General features: G+C 62.4%; 13 protein-coding genes. 7 read left to right on the top strand and 6 right to left on the bottom strand.

The window, feature by feature from the left end; translation table 11 throughout:
* Positions 1-131: 131 nt before the first annotated feature.
* Entirely contained in the window at positions 132-1,343 is a 1,212-nt protein-coding gene (locus I6I71_RS02185) for an LCP family protein (protein WP_201821950.1), read from the bottom strand.
* A gap of 52 nt (positions 1,344-1,395) precedes the next feature.
* Positions 1,396-2,982: an alanine/glycine:cation symporter family protein gene (locus I6I71_RS02190; protein WP_201821952.1), complete on the bottom strand. Its 1,587-nt coding sequence runs from the start codon at positions 2,980-2,982 to the stop codon at positions 1,396-1,398.
* A gap of 195 nt (positions 2,983-3,177) precedes the next feature.
* Between I6I71_RS02190 and I6I71_RS02195 the strand changes: the two genes are divergently transcribed.
* Positions 3,178-4,599: a YjiH family protein gene (locus tag I6I71_RS02195; RefSeq protein ID WP_236587354.1), complete on the top strand. Its 1,422-nt coding sequence runs from the start codon at positions 3,178-3,180 to the stop codon at positions 4,597-4,599.
* On the opposite strand, the gene hutG is transcribed toward I6I71_RS02195, so the two are convergent.
* Positions 4,596-5,519 (bottom strand): formimidoylglutamase, encoded by a 924-nt coding sequence (gene hutG, locus I6I71_RS02200; protein ID WP_201821954.1) that lies wholly within the window; start codon positions 5,517-5,519, stop codon positions 4,596-4,598. The genes I6I71_RS02195 and hutG overlap by 4 nt on opposite strands.
* 37 nt (positions 5,520-5,556) lie before the next feature.
* Between hutG and I6I71_RS02205 the strand changes: the two genes are divergently transcribed.
* From I6I71_RS02205 to hutI, 4 genes are all read left to right on the top strand, one after another.
* A complete protein-coding gene (locus I6I71_RS02205) occupies positions 5,557-6,300 on the top strand; it encodes an IclR family transcriptional regulator (protein ID WP_201821956.1) in 744 nt (247 codons plus the stop codon).
* A gap of 10 nt (positions 6,301-6,310) precedes the next feature.
* Positions 6,311-7,858 carry a histidine ammonia-lyase gene (gene hutH / locus I6I71_RS02210; protein WP_201821958.1) on the top strand — a complete coding sequence of 516 codons (1,548 nt, stop codon included), beginning with the start codon at positions 6,311-6,313 and terminating at the stop codon, positions 7,856-7,858.
* A gap of 182 nt (positions 7,859-8,040) precedes the next feature.
* Positions 8,041-9,732, top strand: a complete 1,692-nt coding sequence (gene hutU / locus I6I71_RS02215; protein WP_201821961.1) for a urocanate hydratase — start codon at positions 8,041-8,043, stop codon at positions 9,730-9,732.
* 28 nt (positions 9,733-9,760) lie between these two features.
* Entirely contained in the window at positions 9,761-10,954 is a 1,194-nt protein-coding gene (gene hutI, locus I6I71_RS02220; RefSeq protein WP_201821963.1) for an imidazolonepropionase, read from the top strand.
* Here hutI and I6I71_RS02225 read toward each other — a convergent pair.
* Positions 10,951-11,874, bottom strand: coding sequence for a DUF5926 family protein (locus tag I6I71_RS02225; RefSeq protein WP_201821965.1), 924 nt, complete (start codon positions 11,872-11,874; stop codon positions 10,951-10,953). The two genes, hutI and I6I71_RS02225, sit on opposite strands and share 4 nt — an antisense overlap.
* A 15-nt stretch (positions 11,875-11,889) precedes the next feature.
* The gene (locus I6I71_RS02230; RefSeq protein ID WP_236587355.1) at positions 11,890-12,576 is read right to left on the bottom strand and encodes a glycerophosphodiester phosphodiesterase; all 687 of its coding nucleotides are present in this window, start codon (positions 12,574-12,576) and stop codon (positions 11,890-11,892) included.
* Here I6I71_RS02230 and I6I71_RS02235 point away from each other — a divergent pair.
* Positions 12,575-14,455, top strand: coding sequence for an alpha/beta-hydrolase family protein (locus tag I6I71_RS02235; RefSeq protein ID WP_201821967.1), 1,881 nt, complete (start codon positions 12,575-12,577; stop codon positions 14,453-14,455). The two genes, I6I71_RS02230 and I6I71_RS02235, sit on opposite strands and share 2 nt — an antisense overlap.
* A gap of 9 nt (positions 14,456-14,464) precedes the next feature.
* Here I6I71_RS02235 and msrA read toward each other — a convergent pair whose 3' ends face one another.
* On the bottom strand, positions 14,465-15,118 hold the full coding sequence (gene msrA / locus I6I71_RS02240; protein ID WP_201821969.1) for a peptide-methionine (S)-S-oxide reductase MsrA: 654 nt from the start codon (positions 15,116-15,118) through the stop codon (positions 14,465-14,467).
* An 89-nt stretch (positions 15,119-15,207) separates the two neighbouring features.
* Here msrA and I6I71_RS02245 point away from each other — a divergent pair, with 89 nt between their 5' ends.
* On the top strand, positions 15,208-15,810 hold the full coding sequence (locus I6I71_RS02245; RefSeq protein WP_052205796.1) for a superoxide dismutase: 603 nt from the start codon (positions 15,208-15,210) through the stop codon (positions 15,808-15,810).
* The last annotated feature ends 32 nt before the right edge of the window (positions 15,811-15,842 follow it).

The following is a 15,842-nucleotide window of genomic DNA, read 5'->3' on the forward strand; positions in this document are numbered from 1 at the left end:
CGCGTTTTTTCAATAAGGCACTCGTTAATGAAAATTAGCCGCGACCTGCAAACATGCATATATGCATATGCATATTTGTTGAAACGAGGGGCCAGACACCGTCAACGAAGGGGCGCCGTCAGCGAGGGGCACTACTTCAGCGAGTCGAACAGTGCTTGGGCGCCGGCGTCGTCCCAGACGGCGACATTGCCTACGTCCGTATCCATGAAGTCATAAATCGGGATCGTTTCCGTGCGCACCCCGCCGCGCATGGCCAGCGCCACTCGCGCCAGGCTCCACACGTGGTCGCCTTGATCCACGGTGAACATCGCTGGCGTAGTCCACATCAAGGGGATCATGCGGAAAGGATTGAGCAGCGTTGCAGGTGACGTCACCTTGCTCATCACCGCAGCGAGGAACTCACGCTGGCGAACCACACGGTCCAAATCACCCAGCGCGGTGGCGCGCGTACGTACGTAGCCCAGGCCGGTCGCGCCGTCCATCTTCTGGCAACCCGGCGCGAGGCTGATATTTGCCAGCGGGTCCGTGATCGGTTCCGCCACGCAGATCTCTACCCCGCCGACGGCGTCCACAACGTTGGCCAGACCGCCCATGCCGATCTCTGCGTAGTGGTCAATGCGCAGGCCCGTGGACTGTTCCACCGTCTGCACCAGAAGCGGCGCACCGCCGTAGGCGAACGCGGCGTTGATCTTGTCGTAGCCGTAGCCCGGCACCTCAACGTAGCTATCGCGCGGAATGGACATCAGCGTCGCTCGCCCAGCGCGGGGGAGATGCATCAGCATGATCGTGTCCGTGCGGGTGGAGCCGATATCGCCACCCGTGCCTAGGCGGTCAATCTCGTCCTGGCTCATGCCAGTCCGCGAGTCAGAACCGACGAACAGCCAGTTCGTCCCAGCCGTGTTCGCTACCTGTTGCGTGGGCATGGCTTGGGTGCGGTTTAGGCGGGCGTCGGCAAGCAGCATGCCCACGATGGAGAGCACTAGGACGGTGAGGATGACCAGGCTGCCGCAGCCGACGCAGCCGGGACGTTTGCGCCTGGGCCGCGGGCGGGGTTTCGGTTTGGGCCGCGGGCGCTCGTGGATCTGCATAGGGACCGGCTCACGACGCTGCTGAACGGGGCGCTGCTGAACGGGGCGCTGCGGCAGCTCGTCGGGCATGATCTGGCGCGCACGCTGCTCGTGCGGTGTGCGTCGCGGCTGGTACTCCGAAGATCGGTATTCCGAGGTCCGCCGGGAGGAATCGCCGCTAGCATCACGACGACGCACTGGCCTGCCGTAGCGGTCCAGCAGCGGCTTGCCATCTTTGCCGTAGACGTACTGGCTACGGTCCTCCCGGTTATCCATGGCCTAGAAGTCTAGACCGCGGAACGTATCCCCCGCGAGAGGCGACTAGCTACTAGCGCTGCTCACCAGCGGAACCAGCGGCACCAGCGGAGCCAGCGGCACCAGCGGAGACCGTGGAGACTGCGTTAGGCCAGGTGCCCTCTGCAACCATCTTCGCCTTGCGCTCCTCCCAGAAGTTGGCGTTCTGGATGCCCAAGGCCTGTGGGTCGAACTGCGGGTCCAGGCCGGCCTTCTTCTGGCGACGGTAGTCCCACAGGCACTTCATGGCCGGGACCTGCAGGAAGAGGATGGCCACGATGTTGAGCCATGCGGTGGCGCCCACACCGATGTCGCCTAGCGCCCACGCCGTGCCTGGGGTGGTGGTTGCGCCGACGAACACGGCGACAATGATCAGGACACGCAGCAGCCAGATGATGGCGGTACGAGCGTTCTCGTTCTTTACCCAGCGGTTGAGGTAGGTGAAGTTCACCTCTGCCATGTAGTAGTACGCAAGCACGGTGGTGAAGGCGAAGAACATAATTGCCAGCGCCACAAAGGTCGGACCGAAGCCACCAGCCAGCGTGTTCAGACCTTCCTGGACAAAGCCGGGGCCGACGGGGACGTCGGTGGGCAGGGAGCCCTCGTAACGCGGGGTGCCCTCCTCAGTCTGGTTCTCAAACACGCGGTACATGTCGGTGGAGATGATGATGAACGCGGTAGCGGAGCAGACGAACAGGGTGTCAATGTACACCGCGAAGGACTGTACGAAGCCCTGCTTTGCCGGGTGGGAAACCTCAGCGGCAGCAGCGGACTGCGGGCCGGTGCCCTGGCCGGCCTCGTTGGAGTAGATGCCGCGCTTCACGCCCCATGCGATGGCGGCGCCGAGCATGCCGGAGAAGATTGCCTCCTGGTCAAAGGCGGAGCGGAAGATCAGGCCGAAGACCTGCGGGATCTCAGACGCGTTCACGAACAAGATCACGATTGCCAGGATGATGTAGATCGCCGCCATGAACGGCACGACCATGGATGCGAAGTTAGCAATGCGCTTCACGCCACCGATGATGATGAAGCCCAGCAGGATCGCCATGATCGCTGCAGAGATCCACACGTTGATTCCCCACGCGTTCTCCACGGCGGCGGCCACACCGTTGGCCTGGATGCCGGGCAGGAAGTAGGAGGTTGCCAGAATCATGGAGATGGCGAAGATGATGGCGTAGACCAGCGCGAACGGCGCTGCCTTGGTGTGGGAGTAGGCCTTCTCAATGTAGTAGGCCGGACCACCGCGGTACTCACCAGTATCGCGGTCTTTTTCCTTGTAGATCTGCGCCAGGGTGCACTCCACGAAGGAGGTTGCGGAACCCAAGAACGCCACGATCCACATCCAGAACACGGCACCCGGACCGCCGAATGCGATCGCGGTGGCCACACCGGCAATGTTGCCCACGCCGACACGGCCGGCAAGGGAGATCATCAGGGATTGGAAGGAGGAAATGCCAGCCTCTGAGCTTTCGCCGTGGCGAAGTTGCTTGAGCATGTCAGGGATGCAGCGCAGCTGCATGAACAGGGTCACTGCAGTGAAGTACACACCTGCGCCAAGACAGAGGTACACCAGCCATTGGGACCAGATGATCCCGTTGAGGGTATTGATAAATGCTTCCACGGACGCTCCTTAAGTATCCAGGCGTTACGTATCGGGGAATACGTATTTAGAGAATGTAGGCCATAACTGTGTGCCGCGGGTCACATTGGGGAAAATTTCTTTGTCTCGGTCACCAGACTGATGCATTTCACAACCCATTACATTCGTGACCTACTTCACGAGACAATCGGGAAACCCTGTGAAAGGAGTCCGTCCGTGGAAAACCACCACCAGCAAATTCACCGCAGCAAACTGCGCCCGGCCTATAACGTGAAAAACATCCCCGCGATGCCGGAAGCGCAGATAGACGCCGAAACAAACCCAACAGCAACTGACTCTGGTCCCGTCCATGCGCCGCATCTGTGGCGTTTATTCCTCTACTCGGGCATTGGCATTTTCGCCTTCTTCATCCCATTTACCGTTGGGGAAAAGAAGACGATTCTGTTGGACCACATTGTCAGCTGGATTATTGCCACGCTTGGCCCTGGTACCGGCTATCTCGCCCTTGCGGCCATCGTTGCGGGCACGATTTACCAGTTCGTTTCCGGCCGCTGGAGGGAAGATTACGCACGCACAATCTTCGCTTTCCTCTCCATACTTGCGGTCGTGCTGTGCGCGATGTTGGTCTTTGATTTCGGCCCGGCGTTTCTGCACAACCCGGACATTGGCCCGTTCATTCTGAACAAGCTTGTGATCTCTGTTGGCCTGTTGATTCCTGTTGGCGCGATCTTCCTTGGCCTGCTGGTTGGCTTCGGACTCATGGAATTCATTGGCGTGATGGTGCAGCCGATTATGCGCCCGGTGTTTAAGACGCCGGGTAAATCCGCCGTTGATGCCGTCGCCTCGTTCCTCGGCTCCTATTCCTTGGGCTTGTTGATTACGGACCGCATGTATAAGTCCGGCAACTACAACGGCAAGGAAGCCTCCATCGTCGCCGCGGGGTTTTCTACGGTTTCTGCAACGTTCATGGTCATTGTTGCCAAGACGCTTGACCTGATGGATTACTGGCTGACGTATTTCTGGCTGACCTTTATTATTACGTTCATTGTCACCGCGATTATGGTGCGCATTCCTCCCATTAGCCGGATGTCTGAGGACTACTATCCTGGCGCGCAGCCGCACCCAGAGCAGCAAATCAGCGGCAACCGTGTAAGCGCTGCGTGGAATGAGGCGAAGCGTGAGCTGGCGCGCGCGGAGTCCCTGCCGAAGGTGCTGTGGGTGAACTTCCGCGACGGCTTAACCATGGCGGTGCAGGTGATCCCGGGCATCATGTCCGTGGGTGTGATCGGTCTGACGCTTGCCACCTACACGCCGGTATTTAAGGCGCTTGGCGTGGTGTTTTACCCGGTGGTGTGGCTGCTTCGCCTGCCTGACCCGTGGGCGACTTCCGGCGTGCTTGCCTCCGGCCTTGCAGAGATGTTCCTGCCCGCCACGCTGGTCGCCGGCACCGACAACATGGTGCTCAAATTCACCGTTGCGGTGGTGTGCGTGAGTCAGATCTTCTTTTTCTCAGCGATGGTGCCGGCGGTGCTGGCCACCGACATTCCGCTGAATGTGACCAAGATAGTCGTGATCTGGTTCATCCGGGTGGTGCTCACGGTGGTCATTACCGTGCCGGTTGCGCACTTAGTGTTCTAGGGGCTTTTGCTTGTCGACGCCACGTGGCAAGCCCCCACAATCGCCTCTATAAGCCGCGCCGCCACCTTGGCGGTGCACCCATCAATGTCGTAGGTGGGGTTGAGTTCAACCACGTCCACCAAACGAACGCGTCCGGTGGACGCGACGGCTTTCACCATGGCGTAGACCTGCTCCAGCGCAACGCCCAGGCCAGCGGGGGCGGATACGCCTGGTGCCACCCACGCTGGCAGGAGGTCTAGATCAATGCTCAGGTGTATCGGCTTGTCACCGGCCACGGACTCAAGCGCCTGATCGGCGGCCTGCTGCGGGGAAAGGCCAAGCAGCTCCTCATCTAAAACAACGCGCACATCGAGTTCCTCGGCGGTATCGAAGAGCACCTTCGTGTTGTTCGGCTTGGAAATGCCGATGACTGAGTAGTCGAAGGCTTCTTTGCCCACGAGATCAGCAATTTGTAGAAATGGCGTGCCCGAAGTCGGCTGGTCTGCTTGGCGCAGGTCAAAGTGCGCATCAAAGTTCACAATCTGCAGGTCCCCTAGCGCCTCGTAGGCACCGCGGTGGGAGGCAAATGACGTCTCGTGGCCACCGCCCAGCACAACGACAAGGTTGCCTGCGGCGATGAGGTCGCGAACGGTATCGCTGAGTTCGCGCTGGGCGGATTCGAGGTCGGTGCCGTGGGTGGAGATATCGCCGGCGTCGGCAAGCAAAAAGGGCTCTTGGACCGCAAAACCACTCAGCGCGGCGCGAAGGGCGGCCGGGCCAGCGGCAGCGCCAACGCGGCCTTCGTTGCGACGAACCCCCTCGTCAGAGCAAAAACCAACCAAGGCGACCCCACCAGTGGGAATGTCTGTAGTGACAATGTGGTGCCATCGCGGACCGTCTGCGCGGCCCTGCCACACCGAACCTGTGCTTGCTGCATTCATGCGGCACAGCTTATACACGCAGATATACTTGCGCGCTATGACGGAAAAGCCTCAGGTACCCGCCGCACGCAACGTGCTGCGCATCCTGACGCTGCTAGCAAGCACGGACACACCGATTTCCGCGCGGCGCATTATGCATGAACTCGACCTGCCGCGTTCAACCACCTACCACCTGCTGCGTGAACTGGAAGATTCCGGATATGTGGTTCATCTTGACCACCCCAGCACCTACGGCTTGGGGTTGGCGGCGTACCAGATGAGCCAGGCGTACACCACGCAGCAGCCCTTGGTGCGCATGGCGGCAAAGTCCCTGGAAAAGATCGCTGCGATGGCAGGCGGGTCCACCCACTTATCCCGTCTAGCAGGCACGGAAGTGCTCTACCTCCACGAAGCACGCGCGCCCGGCGCGGTCTCCCTTGTCACCGTGAAGGGGGTGCGGCTGCCGGCACTGCGTACCGCCTCCGGGCGTGCAATGTTGGCACACCTGCCGGAGTCTGAGCTGCGCGCCATTTTTGCCACCTCTGAAAACCGGCCGCTCTACAAAGACCTGCAGGAACAGCTGGAACAGGTGCGTGAGCGCGGCTGGTCCACCGAGATCGAAGAGGTTGCCCGCGGCCAAGAAAGCATTGCCGTTGCCGTGCTTGATCACCTCCAGCGGCCGGCCGCTGCGGTTGCTGTCACATTCCCTCTTTGCAACGATGACGCGAAGAAACAGCAGCTTGTGGACGCTTTGAAAGAAACTGCAGAAATTTTGAAGCAGAAGTTCTTTGATAAACGCTAGAGTTTGGCGCATGAACCAGACCACCACTGTGCAGGTAGGCATCGGCGCACTCAGCATCGCAGATGTTGTCGCCGTCGCCCGTGAAAACGCCAAGGTTTCCATTGACCCTGAGGCCATTGCAGCAATCGCAGAAACGCGTGCGCGCGTTGAAGAACTCGCGGAAGACCCCACTCCGGTCTACGGCATCTCCACCGGCTTCGGTGCGCTTGCCCGCCGCCACATCCCGCACGAACTGCGCGAGCAGCTGCAGGTGTCACTCGTGCGCTCCCATGCTGCGGGCTCTGGCCCTGAGGTAGAGCAGGAAGTGGTGCGCGCCACCATGCTGCTTCGTTTGTCCACGCTGTGTACCGGGCGTACCGGTGTGCGTCCCGTCGTGGCGGAAACCTACGCTGCAGTCCTGAACGCTGGCATCACTCCGGTGGTGCACGAGTACGGCTCGCTCGGCTGCTCGGGTGACCTGGCGCCGCTCGCGCACTGCGCGCTCGCGCTGCTTGGTGAGGGCGACGTGCGTGTCGGCGGCGGCCCAATCGTCAGCGCCGCCGAAGCCCTGGCAGAGGCGGGTATTGAGCCGCTGGTGCTCCAGGAGAAGGAAGGCCTGGCGCTGATCAACGGCACCGATGGCATGCTGGGCATGCTGTGCCTGGCCATTACGGATCTGCGCGAAGCAGCGAAGGTTGCCGATATTGCGACCGCAATGACGGTGGAAGGTCTTACGGGCACGCTCACCGTGTTCGCCGATGACTTGCAGCAGCTGCGCCCCCACCCGGGCCAGGCGGATGCGGCGTACAACATTCGCACCGTTGCGGATGGCTCCGAAATCCTGGCGCGTGCCGCCGAGGAGTTTCGCCAGAAGCAGGTGCAGGACGCCTACTCGGTGCGCTGCGCACCCCAGGTCGCGGGCGGTTTCCGCGACACCGTCGACCACGCCGCACTGGTGGCTTCGCGCGAGCTGGCCTCCGCCATTGACAACCCGGTCGTAGCCCTCGACGGGCGCGTGACCTCCAACGGCAACTTCCACGGCGCACCCGTTGCGTACGTGTTGGACTTTTTGGCGGTGGTGGTGGCGGATTTGGCGTCCATTAGCGAAAGGCGCACCGACCGCTTCCTGGACACCGCACGAAACCGTGGTCTGAACGCGTTTCTTGCGGATGACCCGGGTGTGGATTCCGGCCACATGATCGCGCAGTACACCGCCGCGGGCATTGTCAGCGAGCTGAAGCGCTGCGCCATGCCGGCCTCGGCCGATTCGATCCCCTCGTCCGCGATGCAGGAGGACCACGTGTCCATGGGCTGGGCGGCAGGCCGCAAGCTGCGCCGCGCCGTCGACGGGCTGCAGCGCGTGCTGGCAATTGAGATCCTCACCGCTGCGCGCGCGTTGGACATGCGCGACGGCGCCTGCGCGCCGGGCACGCAGGCCGCGGTTGACCTGCTTCGCACCCGCGTGGAGGGCCCGGGCACGGACCGCTTCCTCGCACCCGAGATCACCCACGCCGTGGAGCTGGTGCAAAGCGGCAAGTTTGTCACCGCCGTCGAGGCCGCGGTGGGCGAACTGCGCTAGCTGTTCGCGCACTAGCCACCAGCGCTAGCCACCACGCGCGGGCGTCTCGCATGCCAGACTAATCGACGCCACGACCCCTGTCGGTTCCCACGTAAGGGCACTAATCTGCCCTCATAGTGACCCAAACCACAGTCCCAACCACAGTCTCAACGTTGGGACCTAGAGAACCGAAGGAGTCGTCCATGTCGAAGAACTGGTCCGAAGGCGCACGCGAAGTCCGCTCACCGCGCGGCACCGAACTGACAGCAAAGTCCTGGCAAACCGAGGCTCCGCTTCGCATGTTGCACAACAACCTCGACCCTGAGGTTGCGGAGCACCCGGATGAGCTGGTGGTCTACGGCGGCACCGGGCGTGCGGTGCGCAGTTGGGAGGCGTTTGACGCGATCGTCGATACGCTGAAGGACCTGGAGAAGGACGAAACCCTGCTGGTCCAGTCCGGCAAGCCGGTCGGTGTGTGGAAGACCAATGAGTGGGCACCGCGTGTGCTCATTGCCAACTCCAACCTGGTGGGCGACTGGGCGAACTGGGAGCACTTCCGCAAGCTCGAAGACGAGGGTCTGATGATGTACGGCCAGATGACGGCCGGCTCCTGGATTTACATCGCCACCCAAGGCATTCTGCAGGGCACGTTCGAGACTTTCGCCGCTGTGGCGAAGAAGCGTTTCAACGGCACACTCGCCGGCACTTTGACGCTGACCGGAGGCTGCGGCGGCATGGGTGGCGCACAGCCGCTGTCCGTCACCCTCAACGGTGGTGCGTGCTTGATTGTGGATGTGGATGAGACGCGCTTGAAGCGCAGGCAAGCAAAGCGCTACCTGGATGAGGTAACCACCGACATTGAGGAAGCAATCAAGCTGGTCACCGAAGCGAAGGACGAGAAGCGTGCGCTGTCCGTCGGCCTGGTAGGCAACGCCGCTGAGGTGTTCCCGGAGATGCTGCGCCGCCACCGCGCAGGCGAGCTGACCGTGGACATTGTCACCGACCAGACCTCTGCGCATGACCCGCTGTCTTACCTGCCCACCGAGCACACCGTGGCGGAATGGCACACCGAGGCTGCTGCTGACCCGGTGACCTTTACCAAGAAGGCCCGCGAGGCGATGGCCGTGCAGGTCCAGGCGATGGTGGAGTTCCAGGACGAGGGCGCCGAGGTATTTGATTACGGCAACTCCATTCGTGATGAGGCCCGCAAGGCCGGCTACAACCGCGCCTTCGAGTTCCCCGGCTTCGTCCCGGCCTACATCCGCCCGCTGTTCTGCGAGGGTCTTGGGCCCTTCCGTTGGGTTGCGCTGTCCGGCGACCCGGAGGACATCAAGGTCACTGACCAGGCCATCAAGGAAGCGTTCCCGGACAACGAGCACCTGCACCGCTGGCTGGATGCGGCCGATGAGTTCGTGGAGTTCGAAGGCCTGCCGGCACGTATTTGCTGGCTGGGCTACGGCGAGCGCGCCAAGGCCGGTGTGATCTTCAACAACCTGGTCAAGGAAGGCAAGGTCAAGGCACCGATTGTTATCGGCCGCGACCACCTGGACTCCGGTTCCGTGGCCTCTCCTTACCGCGAGACCGAGTCCATGCTGGACGGCACCGATGCGGTGGCGGACTGGCCGCTGCTCAACGCCATGACGGCTGTTGCGGGTGGCGCAACGTGGGTGTCCATCCACCACGGCGGCGGCGTGGGCATGGGCCGCTCCATCCACACTGGCCAGGTCACGGTTGCAGACGGCACCGAGCTCGCGGAGGCTAAGCTTCGCGCCGTGCTGACCAATGACCCGGGCATGGGCGTGATCCGCCACGTTGATGCTGGTTACACTCGCGCCAACGAGGTGGCCAAGGAGCGCGGCGTGCGCATCCCGATGCAGTTCAACGCCCGCGACTAGCCCCCACCCCACCCAACGAAAGGTATCCATGCGCACCTTCATTACCGGTATTTCTGAGCTGCGGACCGTCTCTGAGCTGGGCACGATCAAGGGAGCTTCCTTGCTTATCGACGCCGACGTGATCACCTGGGTCGGCCCCACCTCCGAAGCCCCCGCGGAGGCCAAGGACGCGGATGAAACCGTGGATGTTGGCGGGCGCGCGGTGTTGCCGGGTTGGGTGGATTCGCACACCCACATGGTGTTTGACGGCAACCGTGCTGAGGAATTCGAGGCGCGCATGGCCGGCGAGTCCTACGCCGCCGGAGGCATCGCGGTGACCATGGAGGCCACCCGTTCTGCCGGTGAGGAGCGCCTAGACAAACTGGTGGCGCAGCGTGTGGCCGCAGGTCATGCGGGAGGCACCACTACCTTTGAGACGAAAACCGGCTACGGCCTCAACGTTGAATCTGAAGCGGAAGCAGCACGTGTGGCCGCCCGCCACGTAGATGAGGTGACGTTCCTGGGCGCACACCTGGTGCCGCCGGGAGCGGATGCTGAAGAATACATCGATGAGGTTGTCGGACCGATGCTGGACGCGGTGAAGGACCACGTGCAGTGGATTGACGTGTTCTGCGAGCGCGGCGCGTTCAATGAGGAGCAGTCCCGCCGCGTGCTTGAGGCCGGTAAGGCTCTTGGCCTTGGCGTGCGCGTGCACGGCAACCAGCTGGGCCAAGGCCCGGGCGTCAAACTTGCCGTAGAGATGGGCGCGGCCAGCGTGGACCATGTCAACTACATCTCTGATGAGGATGTGGCGCTGTTGGCTGGTTCGGATACCGTGGCCACGCTGCTGCCAGCCTGCGACCTGTCCACGCGCGAGGACCTCGCACCGGCACGGCGCTTGGTGGATGCGGGCGTGACCATCGCGATTGCATCCAACCTGAACCCGGGTACGTCCTTTACGTCTTCGATGAACTTCTGCGTAACCACCGCGGTGCTGCAGCAGTACCTCACCCTCGACGAAGCGATCGAGGCCGCAACCACTGGAGGGGCTAAGGCGTTGCTGCGCCACAACGTAGGCAACGGCAAAGACCCCCAGGGCCGTCCGGCAAAGGGCACGTTGGTGCCCGGCGCGGCAGCGGACCTGCACATCCTGGATGCGGAAAACGCCATCAACCTGGCCTACCGCCCGGGCATGCCAATCACGTGGCAGACCTGGGTGGCAGGCACGAAGGTCTACGGCTAGATAGTCACCTGGCGGGACTTGATGTTGTCCAGCTGCTTGCGCTCATCGGCGTTGAGCTGGGCATCGGATGCGTACTCTGTTTCGATCGCCTTGTTCAGCGTCACCAACGCATCAACGTAGGAGGCTGCGTCTACAGACGGGTCCAGGTCCCACACCGGCACAACCACGCCGTGGGTGCGGAACGCGCCTGCGAACTTGGTGCCCTCGCCCAGGTTCAGCTCACCGCGAGCCGCGATGCGTGCCAGGGCGTTGAGCATCTGGTTTTCGTTCTCCTCCGGGCGCACCCAGCGGATATGCGCCTTGCCGCCGCCCGGGTTGACCCACCATGCAGTACCCGGAACATCCGCCTTGACCTGTGTGGACGGCAAGACAGCGTCGTTCGCGCGGGCCATTGCCTGGCGGATTTCCGGGCTGACATCGGTGCCCTCTGCAAACCACCAGCCGAAGTCCTGGTGTTCGGTGATGGAAAGGGTCGCGTCCGCGCTGATAAGTGAGGAAAGCTCCGGCTGCGAACCATCCGCAACCGTCGAGCCCAGCGTGGAACCCGGCTCAGCATCAAGCACCCAGTTCAGCGCGTACGCCAAGTCGCGGTGCGGGTTCTGGGAATGGGACTGGACCTGCAGCGCCACGAAACGCTCACTACCCTGGTCTTCTGGGCGGACCATGGCCGCGCCAGCGCCCGGCAGCACCGTCACAATGTTGACCGGGGTGCCCTTGACCTCTACCTTTGCCACGGCGGACGGGACGAACTCCTGCAGTGCAATCAGGTCCGTCTCCATTGCCAACCCGCCGTACGGGCGCGGGTCCTTTGCAAACTGTGCGCGCTCAGCGGCGCGTGCCGCAAGCTTCGCCTCGCGGCGGCTCATGCCCTCGGGCAGAACCTCTTTCTTCTTGGACTTCTTTGGTTTCCTAGGTGCCATGCTTGGAAATCGTACCTAGTGTTCCTCGCGCGGTGACGCAAGCGTCTCCAACGCGAGGTCTGGCAGGTCCGTCGCTAAAACATCCACGCCGTGTTCGGCGCACCACAGCATCTGCCGCGGCGTGTTCACCGTCCAGGTGTAGGTGCGTACTCCGAGGCGCCCTATCAGGGCAGGTTTTGCGTTGAGCCTGATTATGGACGGCCCAAGCCCCACCGGCGCCGCCGGCAACCACCACGTGCGCGGACCTAGAAGAAAATAGGTATCTAGAAGCGGCGCCCTCTTACGGAAGTAGCGCACCGCGTTGCGGGAAAACGAGATGATGTGCACGCGGTCTGATTCGTGGAGACCGTGGCGACGAAGCTCCTGCAGCGTGCGCTCCTGCACTCTGGCATTGAAGCGGTTGTGTTTGATCTCCACGTAAAGGTGGTGTTCCGGGTAGTTGGCAAACATGGCCAACAGGTCACTAAACGGCATGAGCCCGTCGCCGCTGCTTACTGGGTCATGCGCTACTACGAGCTCCCCGTCCCGTGTCAGGCGTACGTCACACTCCACGCCGTGGATGGGTAGCTCGAAGGCAGCCTTGAAGGCTTCAGGAGAGTTGTCATCAAAACGGCCCGAGAACCCACGGTGCGCAACAATCAGTGGCCGCGTCGTTTCCATCACCTCACCCAGGGTACGGATATTTGAAACAATAAGGGTCATGCTTGAAAAGCTCACCGCATCACTGCGAAACGCACGACGCAGGTACTCCGTCAGCCGCGACGGCCTGCTGGCCGTGCCGATTGCGGGGTTGCAAACGTTTGCGGATCTTTCGCCGGTACTGCGCGTGTACGGATTACAGCGCCTGCCTAGCAGTTTCCGCGCCGGCGCGGTGGGTGCGGAGGTGGCCACGTGGGGTGCGATCGCGCCGTCGCTTTTGCCGCACAAGTTGACGTTCACCGCCGCTAATGTGGCGTTTTTGCAGGGTATCGGTCATGCGGTGGCGACCGGTGTAGCGCGTGCGGCAGCCCCTGGCACGAAGCGTCGCCTGCCGGACCCGTTGCCGCTGCCGGTGCGCGTGGGCATGACCGCGGTGACCACGGGTGCGATTGGGATGGCGATTTCCCGGCGCGCCCGCCAGGAGAAGCTGGTGGAGGTTGAAGGCACCTACTCGGCCTGGGACACCATCGGCGGGCTACTGCTTGGTACCGCAGGCTACGGCGCGATCCTGGCTGTGGGCGAGGTGGTGCAGACGTTTATTGACGCGCTCAACGCGCTGTTTGGCCGCCGCCTGCCGCCGGTGACGTCCTGGCCGCTGGCCATTGTGGGTGGCGGCGCCATCATTGTCCTGTTTGCGGACAAGGTTGTGGTGCGCCGATTCTTCTCCCGCGCCTCGCGCCAAGCGTTGGAGCTGGACCGCGCGTTTATGCGCGGGGCGGATCGCCCTTTGGAGCCTGAGCGTTCCGGCTCCCCCGCGTCCCGGGTGAGCTGGCAGTCTTTGGGGCGCCAAGGCCGCGCCACCGTCGCCGGCGGTCCCCGCGCCGAGCACCTGCGCCGCGTGCTGGGTGAGGATCAGGTGCGTGAACCGATCCGCGTGGTGGTTGGCTTGCACGACACGGACCCGGATTCCACCCCCGATTTCGAGGCCATGGCCGAAGAGGCCGTCGCGGAGATGCACCGCACCGGCGCGTTTGCACGCAGCCACATCGCGATCATGTCCGGTGCGGGCACGGGTTGGATCAATGATTTCCACACTTCGGGCTTTGAGTTTGTCACCCGCGGCGACAGCGCGATTGTGTCCATGCAGTATTCATTCCTGCCGTCCGCCTACTCCTACGTGGCGGACCACATCTCCCCGGTGCGCTCCACCCGTATTTTGGCCAAGGCGGTGCTGCGTGAGCTGGAGAAGCTCGATCCCGAAAACCGCCCGAAGCTCTACCTCGGCGGCGAATCCCTCGGCGCCTATGCGGTTAGTGACGTCTTCGAGTCCGTCGACGAATTCCTCCACGGCACCTCCGGCGGCGTGTTCACCGGTGTGCCCGGCTTCGCCCACAACCACTCGGAGCTCACCCGTGCGCGGGAGAAGGGAAGCCCGCAGCGCTTGCCGCTTGTCGACGGCGGACGCCACACCCGCTTCACCGCCCACCCCGACCACCTGCACCACGATTTCAAAGGCGATGCCTACGAGCACGAGTGGGCAGAACCGCGCTACGTGTTTGCCCAACATGCCTCCGACCCCGTGACGTGGTGGCAACCCAGTCTGTTGTGGCGCGCCCCGGACTGGCTGCGCGAACCCGGCTCGCGTGGCGTGCCCGCACCCGAGGCGCAAAAACTGGATGTGCTGCACACGCTGCGCTGGCTGCCACTGGTCACGTTCTGGCAGGTGGGCATGGACCAGCTGGCCTCCCAGGACGTGCCTTCACCGCACGGGCACAACTACCACGATGAGACGGTGGCCTACTGGAACGCCGTGGTCCACGGCGTCGACGGCGATCGTGCATTGAGCAAGGGCCAGCTGGCGCGCGCCTCACAGTGGATCCACAACGATGCGGTCAAGCTGCGCAAGCCTGCAGACGGCTTCCCTTCAAAGTACGGCTACTAACTGCCCCGCTTAGATGCCGCAGGCAACGCCTGTGGAGTGGTGCGGGCAGTAGCCGTTGGGCACCTTGTGCAGGTACTGCTGGTGCTCATCCTCTGCCAAGAAATACTGCACGCCGTCGGTCTCAACAGACTTGACCTCAGTGGTGATGTCGCCGTAGCCGGCGTCTTTTAAGTCCGCGCCGTACTGAGTGATCCACTCGCGGATCTGCTCGGCTTCTTGTTCCGTGTCGGTGTAAAACGCGGAGCGATACTGCGTGCCCACGTCATTGCCCTGGCGGAAGCCCTGCGTTGGGTCGTGCGCTTCAAGCGCCACCTTGACCAGCTCTTTCAGAGTGACCTTCTTAGGGTCATAGATAACCTCGACCAGCTCCACGTGGTTGGTCTGACCCGAGCACACCTCCCGGTACGTCGGGTTCGGGGTCTGCCCGCCGCCGTAGCCCACGCTGGTGGACTCCACACCACCTAGCTGCCAGTACATTTTCTCCGCACCCCAGAAACACCCGATACCGATCAGCAGGCGCTTCTGGCCTTCACGCCAAGGGCCGGTAAGAGGCGTGTCCAACACCGCGTGCGGACGCGGTTGCGTAAGTACGGGGTCGGGGCGGCCGGGGAGGGTCACGGTAGCGTCGACAAGCTGAGGCTCAGGAGCAAAAAGGAATCCCATATCTCCTATAACGACTTCGGTCACAACACTGTTCCCAAATTTTCTCTACGATGGTTGCCGTACACGAAACCGAATGAAAGGAAATGATCATGGCTGTTTACGAGCTTCCTGATCTCCCGTACGCATACGACGCACTTGAGCCGCACATCTGCGAAGAGATTATGACCCTGCACCACGACAAGCACCACGCTAACTACGTCGCTGGCGCAAACGCAGCACTCGAGGCACTTGAGGCAGAGCGCAACGGTGAGGCAAACGCCGACCGTATCCGCGCACTGTCCAAGAACCTTGCGTTCAACCTGGGTGGCCACACCAACCACTCCATCTTCTGGAAGAACATGGCACCGAACGCTGGCGGCAACCCGACCGGCGCAATCGCTGAGGCTATTGACCGTGACTTTGGCTCCTTCGAGGGCTTTAAGAAGCAGTTCACTGCAGTTGCTAACGGTCTGCAGGGCTCCGGCTGGGCAGTTGCTGGCTACGACCACGTCGCTGGCCGCCTGATCATCCAGCAGATGACTGACCAGCAGGGCAACATCTCCGTAGACTTCACTCCGGTTCTCATGCTGGACATGTGGGAGCACGCGTTCTACCTGCAGTACAAGAACGTCAAGGCTGACTACGTTGAGGCTTGGTGGAACGTTGTGAACTGGGACGACGTAAACGAGCGTTACGCAAAGGCTTCCGCATAAGTTTTTAGCGCACACGCTTGCGTTTTGGCTCA

Origin of the sequence: Corynebacterium riegelii, from assembly GCF_016728505.1 — a bacterium.
In the GTDB taxonomy this organism is placed as follows: Bacteria; Actinomycetota; Actinomycetes; order Mycobacteriales; family Mycobacteriaceae; genus Corynebacterium; species Corynebacterium riegelii.